This window comes from Pseudomonas sp. MWU347 (assembly GCF_017947305.1).
Lineage (GTDB): Bacteria > Pseudomonadota > Gammaproteobacteria > Pseudomonadales > Pseudomonadaceae > Aquipseudomonas > Aquipseudomonas putida_A.
On record NZ_JAFGZB010000002.1, the window covers coordinates 594,519 to 606,933 of the forward strand.

Consider the following 12,415-nt stretch of genomic DNA (forward strand, 5'->3'; position numbering starts at 1 on the left):
TCATGGGTTCCATTTGTTGGAGAGCGCAGGCCTTACGGTTTTCAGGTCCGGCAGGTTGTCGAGGAAGTTGTCCGGGTAGTAACCGAAACTGGTCGCACCCTGACGCTTGAGCCGGCCCATCCAGTCGGCCAGTTGGGCGCCGTCGATGTCGGCCTGATCCTTTTTCGTCCAGTCGCGGGCCTGCAGTTCGAAGACGGTGCGATCCAGTGCACCGGGGCGCTGTTTGATCTTCGCCACCAGTTCTTCAAGCCACGGGCCGGATTGCGCCTGGGTCTGTTTTTCCATCAGTGGCATGGCCATCGGCGCCGTCCAGTCGTAGGTCACGAGGAAGTCGTCGAGGTTCTGCGCAAACCAGGCTTCGCTCTCAGGATTGAGTACCGGCTCGGCGAAGATGTTGCGTGCGGTCAGCACTTGCGGGCCACGGATCGCACGTACCTTGGCGGTCAGCTCATTGGTGAAGTCGATCAGGTATTTGCTCTTGAACCGCGTCCAGCGCTGCATGGCTGCCGGATCATCGCGAAGCGCAGCAATGGACCCCGGCAAGCCGTGCGCGGCATACGCCTTCAGGGCCTCGGGGCTGGCGTCTTCGAAGTCCGAGAGCACCGCGTCGTCGTGATAAAGGATGCCGTCGACCGAGGTCAGACGCGCCACGTCTTCGTAGATTTCACCGATGATCCGCCGTACTTGCGGATCGAATGGCGACAGGCGTTGATACTGGCCCGGATCGACCGAGGTGCTGCCGGTCTTCGGATCCCAGCGCGTAACACGCGGCAGCTTCGAATCGAGGCCGAAACTCAGCACCGGCATCCACGCGAACACTTTCACGTGCGCCCGAGTCCGCAGTTGCCAGGCGACGCGATCAAAGATGTCGGCGCGTACAGGCAGGTGACGGTTGGGGAAGTACAGCGAGTGCACCAGTCCGTCGCCCTTCGGATCGGCGAAGGCCTGCAGGAACACGGTGTTAGCGCCCATGTCGGCCATGCGCTGGATCAGCTTGCCGAGGTTGATTTCCTGTTGCGCCGGATCCGGATCGTAGACGTTATCCAGATCGACATGCACCACACGCATGGTGAAATCCGACTGCGCCGCGACGATGCTGTTGGCGAAATGCTCGCCATCAGGATCGGAGGCGACCAAAAAGCGCGGGCTGCTCATCAGGTTGTCGAGGGCGTCCAGACCGTCATCCAGCGTCAGGGCCATCTCGTAGCCCTGCTCGCCGACCACGGTCAGGGATGTGCCGTCAGCCGTACCGTACGGCCAGACCCAGATGCGCGGTTTCTTGCCGGTGACCTTGCGGATCTTTTCCGAAATGGTCGCGACGTCATTGCGGATTCGGGCGCGGAAATCCTCTTCGGACTCATAGCGTTTGGTGACTGGATCGTAACGGCGGGTTGCCGCCGCCGGCTGCATGTTGCCTTGCGGGTTGGCGAGGATGCCTTTGTGGCTGGCGTCGGTGTGCGCGGCGATTTCCACCAGACCCGACTGCGAGATTTCCCGCACCTGATCCCAGGCCAGGAAGTCGGAGCGTGCGCGGGGTGCGCCGGCAAAATCCACCGGTTGATTGAGCGGCGTGTCGATCCAGGTGCCGACCGGCGCCAGCAAGGCGTGCCAGTTGTAGGCGCGCAGCACCGGTAGCACGCGGGTATAGAAGCTTGAGTAACCGTCGTCGAAGCTGAGCAGGATCGCCTTTGCCGGCAATTCCGGGCCGCCCTTGCGCGCGGCCATGATCTGATCGACGGTGACCGGCTGGTAGCCGTTCTCGCGCAGCCAGGCCAACTGTTCGATCATGCGCTCGGTGCGCACGGCCACCACGGCCTGATCGGGGTCGCGATCTTCGACGTCGTGATAGGCGATGCCCAGCACATGGTTTTTCGGCCAGGGTTTTTCACTGGCCGCCACCGGACGTTGCGACGGCGGCGCGAAGGCCGGGGCTTGCTGGGCGCAGGCGCTGATCAGCAGCACTCCCAGCAGAAGGATGAAACGCGTCATCAAAGGCATCTTCAAACTCTTCTAGAAGCGGAAAGTGAGGTCGACGAGCAGACGCAGATCGGTCTCCCGATCACCGTCGTAGGGCCGGTTGATCACACTGAACAAGCCGCCCACCTCGAACACGTCGTTCCAGGCATAACGCTGGCCGTAGCCGAGCATCGCCATGCCGCCGGTGCCGTGGTCACGCTGGCTGTAGGTACCCGCACCGGCCTGGAATTGCTGGCTCCAGGAGGTTTCGTAGCGGTGGTAAAGCACATGGTTGACGTTGACCGTCGGCATGACGCTGAAGTCCGACTTCGGGTTGAAGTACGGCACATCCTCGGAATTGGAGTTGTGGCTGGTGCCGACTTCCAGACCGGCATCGACCTGCACGTTCGGCGCGCTGTAAACGCCCTCGCGCCCGGTGAGCAAGGCTTCGACACGGTTGTTGCCGTCGCTGAAGTGCGACGGGCTGACCGACAGTTTCCACTCGCGGCTCTCGTTGGCGCGCCAGCGGATGAACGCGTTGCCGCCGTTGGCCTTGATGTCGCTGTTGAGCGCACGCAACGGCGTCTCGGCCGACAAGTAGGCGAAGCTGCCGCCGTACTGCCAGTTGTCGTTGATGTCGCGGGCAATCGCGATGCGTGCGCCCTGTTTGGCGCCGTAACCGTAATCGTGATTGGAAACTTCGGCTTCCAGGCTCATGTCACGGGTGCGCCGTTCCAGGCCAACGCGCTGGAAGCGGTCGGTGCCGGTGCCTTCGGCGAAATCGCCGGTGGCATAACCGGCGCCGACGAACACCCGCCAGTCTTCATCAATCGGCGGGCTGTACAGGGTGCTCTGGATGCCGAAATCGCGGCTGCCACTGACCGCGCCCGCACCGCCGCTGCCGCCGCCCCCATTGGCTTTGCCGCCGTAGGCTTCGACACGCAGTTCGGACATGTCGTGCACTTCGCGCTCGCGGGCCGCGCGCTGCACCTGACGGTTGTCGGGAAAACGCGCGACCACGTCATCGGTCAGCGCATCCATTTGCCGCCATTCCTGCAGGGTCATCGCGGTACGCGCCTGAGCCAGCTCCAGGCCCATGTCGCGGGGGGCCATGCTCTCGGTTTCCTTGAGCTGGTTTTCGGCGCGGCGTGGCCACTGTCGGGCCAGGTACAGATCGGCCTGGGCCAGACGCAAACCGAGGTTGCCCGGGGCCTGATCGACCAGGGTCTGCAGGCGTTCCTCGCCGTGCGGCAGGTCGGAGCCGTAGGTACCGGCCTGCGCCGCGAGCTGCTGGGCGTCCATCCATTCGTCGTTGGGGTTGCCGATCGGCAAGCCCTTGAGTTCGACGCGCGGCTTCTGGGTCTTGGCCAGATCCTCGGCGACTTTGCGCGCTTCATCGGCGCGGTCGCTTTCCAGCAGCGAGTAGTACAACGCGGTGGTGTCTTCGAGACGATCACCGACATCAGCGTCGGGGGCCGACAGCACCTGGCGATACAGGTCAGTGGAGACTTCCGGCTGGCGCTGATCCAGATACGACGCCGCCACCCAGCGCAAGGCGTAGGTCGGAATCTTCACGCCTTCGCTTTGCAGCTTCTGATATTCATTGATCACGTCGGCGGTGCGCGCCCGCGCCTTGAGTGCGCCCATGCGGTCGATGCGCCAGCGAATTACGTCATCGTGGGCGCTGGCGTCCGGAGTCCAGTTGGCGAGCAATTTGTCGTAATCGGCCAGCGCGCGGTCGGCGATCACATAGCGTTCTTTTTCGCTGCGGGTGGCGAGTTCGGCCAGACGCACGCGTTCGGCAGCCAGATCACCTTCGAGGCGACGCAGGGTGACCGGGTCGATCAGCCCCGGACGTTGATTGGCCAGACGCAGCGCCGGTTCCGGCAGCCGCGCCTTTTGCAGGGCGACCACGTATTCACGGGCGACTTCCGGCTTGCTGCCGGCACGCATGAACGCCTGATCGTATTCAAACAATGCGTCGTACTGCTTGCCGGCGCGGGTCAGGGCATAGCCCAGTGCGAGACGGCGTGAGGGATCGTCGGGTTTGGCGGCAACCAGAGCCTTGGCGCGGGTCACGGCTTCGTCGGGTTTGCCCGCGTCAGCCTGGGTCAGCGCCAGCCCCAGTTGCAGGTCAGCGTTGTCCGGCTCCAGCGCCAGGGCCTTGTTGTAGACCTGGGTCGCCTGCTCCCAACGCTTGAGGTTGCGATAGGCGCGTGCGGTGGCGGTCAGTGCCTGCACCGGCAGCACCCGGTCACGGCCCTGGGTCTCATAGACCTGCACCACCTCGGCATCGAGGCCGGCCCAACTGGCGATTTGCAGGTGATCGCTGATCTGGCCGGTGGTCGATTGCCCCGGTGGCACCTGGCGCAGCACGTTCAGCGCAGGCGTGGTCTGCCCGGCACGGGCATCACGCACCATCTGATCATAGGCCGTATCGGCAAACGCCAGTGCCGGCCAGAGCAACTGGCTGCACAGCGCAACGCGAAACAACGGGCGTAAACCACGATGTAAAACAGGAACATCTATACGCGGCATTCGTCAGCATCCTTACATGGCCAGCCGGGTCGCAATGCCCCCCTTGCCCATTCGTAACGGAGACCGAGTCAAAAGAGACCCAGCCAAGCTTAGTCAGGCAGTCTTGCATGCAAGCGTAGTCGAATATCCAGAACGCAATAATTGTTCAGAATCGCGGCGCCGGCTCAGACGAAAACCCGCACACCAGACAGCAAAACGCCCGGCGTCTGTGGATCAGAGGCCGGGCGTTGTTATTTAGAACGCAGGATTACTGCACTTGCGTGACGCCAGCGAACTTGCTCATCAGGAAGCCGACGAACTGCTCAACGGTCATCTTCTGGCCGTTGAACTCCACCTGATTGGCAGCGTAATGCAGCTTGGTCACGACATTGGTGCCATCGACGGTCGCCAACTGCGAACCGACGGCCATGCCGGAGAACATGTCGGCACCGGCGCTCGCCTGGTCGACGATGGCTTTGGCGTCAGTCTGACCGTCGAGCTGCGCCTGCACGCTGAGCAGATCGATCAGCATCGGCTTGGACACCTGAATGTTCAGGTCCAGCAGCGCGACCAACTGTTTACCCAGTTGATCCGGCGGCAGATCCATCGACTGTGGCTTGGTCAGATCAATCACCAGGCTGGCGCGGCTTTCACCGTTGGCGGTTTTCAGCGACAGGTTTTCCAGCGCGATCTGTGGACTGGCGGCCAGCAGTTTCTGCAGGTCAGCCTTGACCTGTGCCGACTCGGCTTCGGTCAGGTTCAGTTCCGGTGCCGGCAGGCCGGCTTCGGCAGCGGCCGCCGCTTCCTTCTCGTACGGCTGCAATTTGGTCTGGTAGATCTGCATCAGCGACATGGTCGACGGGATGTCGAGGTTCTTCAGGCTCATGGCCATGTTGGCCGAACCGATTTTCTTGTCGTTGAGGGTGACTTCACCCACCTTGTAATCAGCGCGGCCCGAGGCATTGCTGCCGCTCTCTTCAGTGAGGTTCTTCATTTCGAAGTTCTTCACGCCGAGTACCGACTGCTTGGGACCGAAAGTGGTTTTGCTGTTGGTCAGCTCCAGGGTGTTTTCCCCGGTGTAGTAGCCGTAGCTGCTCTTGGTAAGGTTGCTGGCCAGGGTCAGACCGTTGAGTTCGACCTGCACCGGCGCCTGATCCTGCGACACGGTGACCAGTTTCAGGTTGTCCATGTAGCCGTCAGCCTTGACCTTCTGCGCCTGGGCACTGGCGGAGATGTTCATGGTCAGGCCGGAGAATTTCAGGCTCGACTGCTCGTCCAGCGCGGTTTCCAGCGGCAGCAACTCGAGGCTGCTGGTGGTGGATTCGTCGTAGCCGATGTTGGTCACACCTTTAAGCGGCGCGGCGCCCTTGGTGGCGGCAAACCATTTTTCGGTGGCCGGGCTCTTTTCCAGCTCGTAATTGCTGGTGGCCATGACCGGCAGCCACTTCAGCGACACCAGGCGCGAGAACGGCAGTGGGCCGTGCTCGATGTGGTCGACAAACAGCAGCTCGACCGGCTGGTCGCCGAACATCTCGCCCTCGCCCTTGAGACGGTAGTGCGCGGTGCTGGTGAAAGTGTGACGCTCCAGCGACACCAGCTCCAGCGACGCGGTGCCATTGGAGCCGGCCATCGCGGTCTGCAGCTCTTTGTTGGCGTTGCTGACGGCGTTGTTCAGTACGCCTTCAATCTTGGTCCCGGTATACCAGGCCCCGCCGGCGCTGATCGCACCGATGGCAACAACAATCCCGAGAAGCACGCCTGCTGATTTATTCATGAATGACCTGATCAATGTCCGTGGCTGTAAGTGTCGTCGTCTTCCCTGAACCCGTGACCGGGTCGCGGCTCGACTCCGCTGAAATTAGCGGTGGAGATTAGCACTGGCAGCGCGAGGCGGCCCAATGTTTAAAGGTTAAAGAGTGTCTATGGGGAGTGTGGACAGCTGACAGGCGGGGAGAGTTGCAGTGTTTTTGAGGACGCTATCGCGAGCAGGCTCACTCCTACAATTGAAATGCGTTCCCCTGTAGGAGTGAGCCTGCTCGCGATAGGGCCACTGGATTCCCAGAAGCTCAGGAATACTGAACCTCGATCTCATCGAGTTGATGATCGAAGCTCTTCAACCGCGCCGTCCAAGTGTAGACCAGCACTTCAAAGTCGCGATCGATCACCGCCCCGCCCGGCCCATCCGCCCGGGGGTCACAGAAATCCAGCTGATAGCGCTCGCGGGCCATGGCCGTGGCGACATCCGACAGCTCGCGGGCATTGTTGAGCCAGTGCCAGCCTTCGTCGGCAATCTGCTTGTCGAGTTCCAGGCACTGTTTTTTCAAGGCTTCGAGGCTTTTTTCCAGCGGCGTGCCGGTGAGTTCGCCCATGACTTCGGCGAAGGTGCGTCCCGGTTGCCAGTAGCTGCCCCAGAAGTAGCGGTCGAACACGGTTTCGACCCGACGCAGGGCGACTTTGGTGTCCCAGATCAGCACCAGGGTCTTGCCTTGTTCAAGTTGTCTTTTCTTGACCCGCTGCACCTGGATCGACGCCCAGGCCACCACCACGATTGCCATCACCGCGATCAACGCGGTGGCGCTGTCGAGGAAGACCATGGCCTTGTCGATCTGATGGGCCAGCATGATGCCGTAGAAATAGGTGGCCGATAGCAGCACCAGCGCTACAAGGGCGCACCAGAAGCCGAGAGCGTAAGGGTTTTTCATTATTGGTTTCCCCTAGACCAGCGCTAGCAATGTGCGCTGAAAGGGTGCGTTGCACGTGGCACCCCTTCAACACTTCAAAGCATAGCAACGGCTTCAGGGTTTGCTGGCGCTCGAGGCTTGCGTTCGTCCGCTTTCCCAACCGCCACCGAGGGCGAGGAACAAATCGATCTGGCTCATGGCGACCTGGGTGTTGGCGGCGGCCAGTTGCGCGGTGACGTCGGTGTAGGTGCGGGTCGCCTGCAGGTCGGCGAGGAACGACTCGCGCCCGGCCTGGAAGAAGCGGTGGGTCTGGTCCGCCGCCAGTTTCGCCGACTGCTCGGCATCGGCCAGGGCGTCGCGGCGTTGCAGCAGCGCGCTGTATTGGGCCAGACCGGTCTGGGTTTCGCGGATGGCGTTGAGCACCACGCCGTCGAAATGCGCCAGTGCGGCCTGGGTGTTGGCCTCGGCTTCACGGATCCGCGCACGGGCGCCGTTGGTCGGCACCTTCCAACTCAACGACGGGCCGAAGCCCCAGCGGTTGGTCGACGGATCGCCCAAGTCGTCAATAAGACCGACGGTGCCGATGGTCGCGCCGATGCTGATGTCCGGATACAGCTCGCCCGTGGCGACGCCGATGCCCGCTGTCGAGGCCGCCAAGCGACGTTCCGCCTGACGGATATCGGGACGACGCTTGAGCAGCGCCGCACCGTCGCCCACCGGCACCAGTTGGGCAATTTTCGGCAGTTCGGCACAAGTGGCGGTACCGGCCGGCAATTGCTCGACCGGTTTGGCCAGCAGCATCGACAGGCGGAACAACCCGGCCTGACGCGCTGCCTCATAGCGCGGCAGGTCGGCGCGCAACGACTTGAATTGGGTTTGCGAACGGGTGACTTGGGTCTCATCACCACGCCCGGCATCGCGCAGGCGCTGGATCAGCGTGGTGCTCTGCGATTGCAGATCGAGGGAATGCTGGGCAATTTCCCGCTCTTCGTTGGCCGCGCACACTTGGGTGTAGGCGCGAACCACATCGGCCACCAAAGTGATGCGTGCGGTGTCAGCCGCTGCTTGAGTCGCATCGGCGTTAGCCTTCGCGCCTTCGATACCGCGTTGCAGGGTGCCCCACAGATCGAACTGATAAGACGCGCTGATGCCAATATCGCCGACGTTGTCGACCGGGACTTTTTCCGGCAGCAAGAACGCCTGACCGGATTCCTGCAAACGCTGGGCGCCCATCTTTACGCCTGCGCTCCAGCCACCCGCCGCTTCGGCCTCATCGACTTGCGCGCGAGCCCGTTGAAGGTTCGCCGCCGCTACGCGCAAATCCGTGTTGGACGCCATGGCCTGCTGCACCAGTTGATCCAGACGCGGGTCCTTATACAGTCGCCACCAGTCAGCCGGTACCGGCGCTGACACCACCGGTTTGCCCTCCACCGCCAGTTCGCCCTGAAAGTCCTTGCGCTGCACCGCCGCGTCAGCGGGCAGCTGATAGTCCGGCCCGACCATCTGACAGGCCGAGAGCATCATGCCCAACCCGGCGATCATCAGGGCCTTGTTCATTGCGCGGGCTCCTGTGTTTTGTCGTCGATGATCGACACGGTGGCGGTCCGCCCGGCGATCATGCGGAAGTCTTCCGGCACTTCGTCAAAGGCGATACGCACCGGAATCCGTTGTGCCAGGCGCACCCAGCTGAACGCCGGGTTGACGTTGGGCAGCAGGTTGTTGCCGCTGGTGCGGTCGCGGTCTTCGATACCGGCGACGATGCTTTCGACATGCCCGCGCAGCCTGGCCTTGTCGCCGATCACGCGGATGTCCACCGACTGCCCGACATGAATGCCGTCGAGTTTGGTTTCTTCGAAATAACCGTCGATGTGGAACGAGTTGCTGTCGACCACCGACAGCACCGGCCGCCCGGCGGTGACGAATTCCTGCACACGCGGCGCGCGGTCGTTGACGTAGCCGTCCACCGGGCTGCGGATCACCGAACGGTCGAGGTTGAGCTGCGCGCTGTCCACCGTCACCAGCGCTTCGGCCAGCGCCGATTGCGCCCGGGCGACTTTCGACTGGCTTTCTTCCAGCTGTTCGGCCGGCACCAGGTTGCCCAGGCCACGGTTACGCTTGGCTTCGCGCTGGGCTTGAGCCAGGGTTTCCTCGCGATCGGCAACCGCCGCTTTAGCCTGACGCAGGGCCAGTTTGAAGCGGTCCTGATCGATGCTGAACAACACCTGACCACGTTTGATCAACTGGTTGTCCTTGACCTCGACCTGCTGGATCAGCCCGGACACGTCCGGAGCGATCTGGATGATGTCGGCACGAATGTGGCCGTCGCGGGTCCACGGCGCAAACATGTAATACATCACCATGCGCCAGACGAGGACGACGGCAAAAGTCACGATCAGCAGGGTCAGTACCACGCGACCGATAGTCAGAAACGGTTTTTTCATGTCATCAGGTATCGACTGAGTGAGTCCACGCCGTACAGCATCACGGCGTAGAGGGCCACGTTGAACAATGCCCGGTGCCAGACCAGACGGTAAAAGTGCAGGCGCGTGAGCACGCCATGCACCAGCAGAAACAACACATAGGTGATGCCCATCAACACCAGCAGGGTCGGCAGGAAAATCCCGCTGATATCCAGATCACCGATCATAGGGGCGCTCCATCGGGCAGCGGTTCTTCGGCATCGCTCGTGCTGACGAATTCCACGCCGGGCAGCAGCGCCAGGCGCAAACCGCTCAAGGCATGCAACAGGTTTAGCCGGGTTTCTTCGTCGCCGTGGCCTTTGAGCGCGCGGCGCGCGCGGTCCATGGTCATCAGCAACGGACTCGGCGCCGGCAAGCGTTCGCCGGCCTTCAGACACGCGCGGAAATACTCGCCGACCTCAGCCACCACTTGCTGCAGCAGGGCCTTCGGCGCGCCGCTGACCCGTGGCGTGTAAGCCAGCAGATCGAGCAGGTTCAGGCCCACGCGCACTTCACGCATGGCAATCCCGGTGTCCTGGCCGGTCATGGCCAGACGCGGCAAGTGCTGCATCAGACGATCGAGCAACTGCACGCCCAGATGCCGATGTTCGGCCAGATTGGCCGGCTCGGTCATGCGCACGATGTCTTTCCAGCTGAAGCGGGTCAGACGTTTGGCGGCCAGCTCGACGCCGAACGGGCGGGCGATCAGGGTCCAGATAAACGCGAACAGCAGGCCCAGAGGGCCGGCCAGGTTGGAGTTCACGAAGGCGAAGAAGTCCGCGTCGTAAGCGCCCTGAATGCTGATGAACGACGAGGTGTTGACCAGCGTCAGGAGCATGCCGAGGAAGAAGCGTGGCTGCACCGTCAGGGTGCCGACACAGATGAACGGAACCGCAAACGCCAGTACCAGCATCGGGAAATCGTGCAGGTTCGGCAGAATCAGAAACAGGTAAAGGCTGGCGAACAGCACCGACATCCCGGTCCAGAAAAAGAACCGGTAGATCTGCGGTGCCGGGTCGTCCATCGAGGCGAAGAAACTGCACGCTACCGCCGCCAGAATCACCGCACTGCCACCGTCCGGCCAGCCGAGCAGAATCCACAGCACCGAAGCGACGATGATCGCCAGAACGGTCGAGGCCACCGAATACAGCATCATCCCGCGGTCGAGAAATGGCGTCAGCCGCCCGAGGCGCCAGTGCCGGTACACCGCGCGCCAGCTGTCCTGGCGCTCGCAGAGAATCGCGTCCTGCAAACTGCGGCAGTCCTGCCACAGATCGATGAATTCGCCGAGGCGATAAATCGCGTTGGAGAACAGCAATTGCTTGCGATCGTCCAGCGCCTCGCAGCTTGGTTGCAGGGCCTGGAGTTGATCCTTGAGCGCCTGCCACCGTTCGAGATCGGCGTCGTTATGGCCGAGCCATTGCTGGGTCGCGGTCAGCAGTGGGGCAAACTTTTCCACCAGTTCCGGTGTGCGTCGCTCAAGGGCATAGAGCGAGTCTTCCAGCGCGTCGATCACCGGCAACAGGTGGATCATCCGCCCGCGCAGCTCCTTGGTGTTGCGCACGGTTTGCGGTCGAGCGCCTTCGTGGGGCAACTGGCCGATCATCAATTCGAGGCTGTTGAAATTGGCGACCATGGCCATGCGCAGCGCGGCGATCTGTTCAGGCTGCACGTCGCGGCTGAGAAACTTCAGGCTGTAGGTGGTGGCGTCAGCGAACCACTTGCCCACCGCGTCGTTGAACACCGGCGCCAAGCGACGCGGCCAGAACATCGCGCCGACCACCGCCGCCACAGCGATGCCGAGAAAAATCTCTTCGGTGCGCGCCTCCGCCACGTCCCACACCGCCAGCGGGTTATCCACGGTCGGCAAGGCAATCAGCGGCAAGGTGTAGCCGGCCAGCATCAGCGCGTAGTTATTGGCGGTACGCAGGTGCAGCGACAGGAACAGCAAAATCCCCGTCCACAGGGCAATCACCACCACCAACACGTACGGACTCTGCACGAACATCGGCACGAACAGCACTGCCGCCGCCGCGCCGAGAAAGGTGCCGATGGCGCGGTACAGCGCCTTGGAACTGGTCGGGCCGAGAAACGGGCTGGAAACGATGTACACCGTGGCCATCGCCCAGTACGGACGCGGCATTTGCATGAGCAAGGCGATGTACAGCGCGATCATCGACGCTGCAAAGGTACGGACCCCGTAGAACCAGTCGCGGGCAGGCGGGATGCCAGAGAAAAAACCGTTCAAGAATTGATCACCACAGGCGGATTGGCCGCCTCAAAAGCTCGCAGTACCCGAAGCGTAGCCTCCAGATCACTCTGGTCGATGCCTTCGAGCACTTCATGACGCAGACGCACCAGTTCGATCTCCACCGCTTGCACCAGTTCACGGCCGGTGTCGGTCAGGCTCAGGCACTTGGCCCGACGATCCTGCGCATCTTCGGTGCGGCAGACGTAGCCGGCGTGGCACAACTGATCGAGCAGGCGCACCAGCGACGGACTCTCCATCCCGGCCGCCTGCGCCACCTGCACCTGACGCACACCCTCGCCCAGCCGTCCGATCATCAACAACGGCACGGCGCAGGCTTCGGAGATTCCATAGTTGACCAGCGTGGTCTGGCAGATCTTCCGCCAATGCCTGGCGGCCACCACCATGGCACTGCTGATGTTCATCTGAAGAGCGTCGAGGGAATTCGGCACGGGAAAATGCACACTGTTAGTTTGCTAACTATCAATATCGCATTGGCGGGGAATTTCAGTCAAGTTTTGAAACAAATCTGCCCGTTGGTCGTGCGCACCGTA

Annotated in this window: 9 protein-coding genes; all 9 read right to left on the reverse strand. The window is 62.3% G+C overall.

Annotated elements, in window-relative coordinates; genetic code table 11:
- A complete protein-coding gene (gene pgaB, locus KCG87_RS06250) occupies positions 1–1,998 on the reverse strand; it encodes a poly-beta-1,6-N-acetyl-D-glucosamine N-deacetylase PgaB (protein WP_210556908.1) in 1,998 nt (665 codons plus the stop codon).
- 12 nt (positions 1,999–2,010) lie between these two features.
- Entirely contained in the window at positions 2,011–4,494 is a 2,484-nt protein-coding gene (gene pgaA / locus KCG87_RS06255; protein ID WP_210556910.1) for a poly-beta-1,6 N-acetyl-D-glucosamine export porin PgaA, read from the reverse strand.
- A 247-nt stretch (positions 4,495–4,741) separates the two neighbouring features.
- Positions 4,742–6,247, reverse strand: a complete 1,506-nt coding sequence (locus tag KCG87_RS06260; RefSeq protein WP_097086798.1) for a YdgA family protein — start codon at positions 6,245–6,247, stop codon at positions 4,742–4,744.
- Positions 6,248–6,539: 292 nt separating this feature from the next.
- Positions 6,540–7,175 (reverse strand): hypothetical protein, encoded by a 636-nt coding sequence (locus tag KCG87_RS06265; RefSeq protein WP_025113416.1) that lies wholly within the window; start codon positions 7,173–7,175, stop codon positions 6,540–6,542.
- A gap of 93 nt (positions 7,176–7,268) precedes the next feature.
- A complete protein-coding gene (locus KCG87_RS06270) occupies positions 7,269–8,711 on the reverse strand; it encodes a TolC family protein (protein WP_210556912.1) in 1,443 nt (480 codons plus the stop codon).
- Positions 8,708–9,595: an HlyD family secretion protein gene (locus KCG87_RS06275; RefSeq protein WP_041070994.1), complete on the reverse strand. Its 888-nt coding sequence runs from the start codon at positions 9,593–9,595 to the stop codon at positions 8,708–8,710. Before KCG87_RS06275 ends, KCG87_RS06270 begins: the two co-directional genes overlap by 4 nt.
- A complete protein-coding gene (locus KCG87_RS06280) occupies positions 9,592–9,801 on the reverse strand; it encodes a DUF1656 domain-containing protein (RefSeq protein WP_098966584.1) in 210 nt (69 codons plus the stop codon). The genes KCG87_RS06275 and KCG87_RS06280 overlap by 4 nt, the downstream gene beginning before the upstream one ends.
- A complete protein-coding gene (locus tag KCG87_RS06285; protein WP_134785139.1) occupies positions 9,798–11,861 on the reverse strand; it encodes an FUSC family protein in 2,064 nt (687 codons plus the stop codon). The genes KCG87_RS06280 and KCG87_RS06285 overlap by 4 nt, the downstream gene beginning before the upstream one ends.
- Positions 11,858–12,286 carry a MarR family transcriptional regulator gene (locus KCG87_RS06290; protein WP_007961473.1) on the reverse strand — a complete coding sequence of 143 codons (429 nt, stop codon included), beginning with the start codon at positions 12,284–12,286 and terminating at the stop codon, positions 11,858–11,860. Before KCG87_RS06290 ends, KCG87_RS06285 begins: the two co-directional genes overlap by 4 nt.
- Positions 12,287–12,415 lie beyond the last annotated feature (129 nt).

Bases quoted from the DNA above. Each gene is read 5' to 3' on its own strand.
- pgaB (WP_210556908.1), bottom strand. From the start codon at position 1,998: ATGCCTTTGATGACGCGTTTCATCCTTCTGCTGGGAGTGCTGCTGATC.
- KCG87_RS06290 (WP_007961473.1), bottom strand. From the start codon at position 12,286: ATGAACATCAGCAGTGCCATGGTGGTGGCCGCCAGGCATTGGCGGAAG.
- KCG87_RS06280 (WP_098966584.1), bottom strand. From the start codon at position 9,801: ATGATCGGTGATCTGGATATCAGCGGGATTTTCCTGCCGACCCTGCTG.
- pgaA (WP_210556910.1), bottom strand. From the start codon at position 4,494: ATGCCGCGTATAGATGTTCCTGTTTTACATCGTGGTTTACGCCCGTTG.
- KCG87_RS06265 (WP_025113416.1), bottom strand. From the start codon at position 7,175: ATGAAAAACCCTTACGCTCTCGGCTTCTGGTGCGCCCTTGTAGCGCTG.
- KCG87_RS06275 (WP_041070994.1), bottom strand. From the start codon at position 9,595: ATGAAAAAACCGTTTCTGACTATCGGTCGCGTGGTACTGACCCTGCTG.
- KCG87_RS06270 (WP_210556912.1), bottom strand. From the start codon at position 8,711: ATGAACAAGGCCCTGATGATCGCCGGGTTGGGCATGATGCTCTCGGCC.
- KCG87_RS06260 (WP_097086798.1), bottom strand. From the start codon at position 6,247: ATGAATAAATCAGCAGGCGTGCTTCTCGGGATTGTTGTTGCCATCGGT.